This is a genomic window from Pantoea sp. GbtcB22 (genome assembly GCF_019091025.1).
Classification (GTDB): Bacteria; Pseudomonadota; Gammaproteobacteria; order Enterobacterales; family Enterobacteriaceae; genus Pantoea; species Pantoea leporis.
Genome location: NZ_JAGXKB010000706.1, coordinates 1 through 241 on the forward strand (window position 1 = coordinate 1; position 241 = coordinate 241).

A 241-nucleotide genomic window follows, 5' to 3' on the forward strand; every position below is an offset into this window, starting at 1 on the left:
TTACCGGTTGCTCTTCAATCATGAAATAGCACATTGGCCATGGATTGAAGGCAAGAATACAACGTTCCAACTGCGCTGCTGAAAGTGACCAATCAAGACGCGCTACTTCTTTACTCAGTTTCTCAGCATAAGAGACCAGCGCTTCATCCTGTACTTCTGGCCTGGCATTACCGCTTGCTAGCAGATCCAGCGTTAACAGCATGCCTTGCGGGCCGAGTTGCGTCAGCTTCTCATACAGCGA

The 241-nt window shown here is 49.4% G+C and carries 1 pseudogene; it reads right to left on the reverse strand.

Going from position 1 to position 241, the window contains the following annotated elements:
- Positions 1-241: pseudogene (gene fmt / locus KVT28_RS26420) on the reverse strand (methionyl-tRNA formyltransferase); the annotation flags it as partial.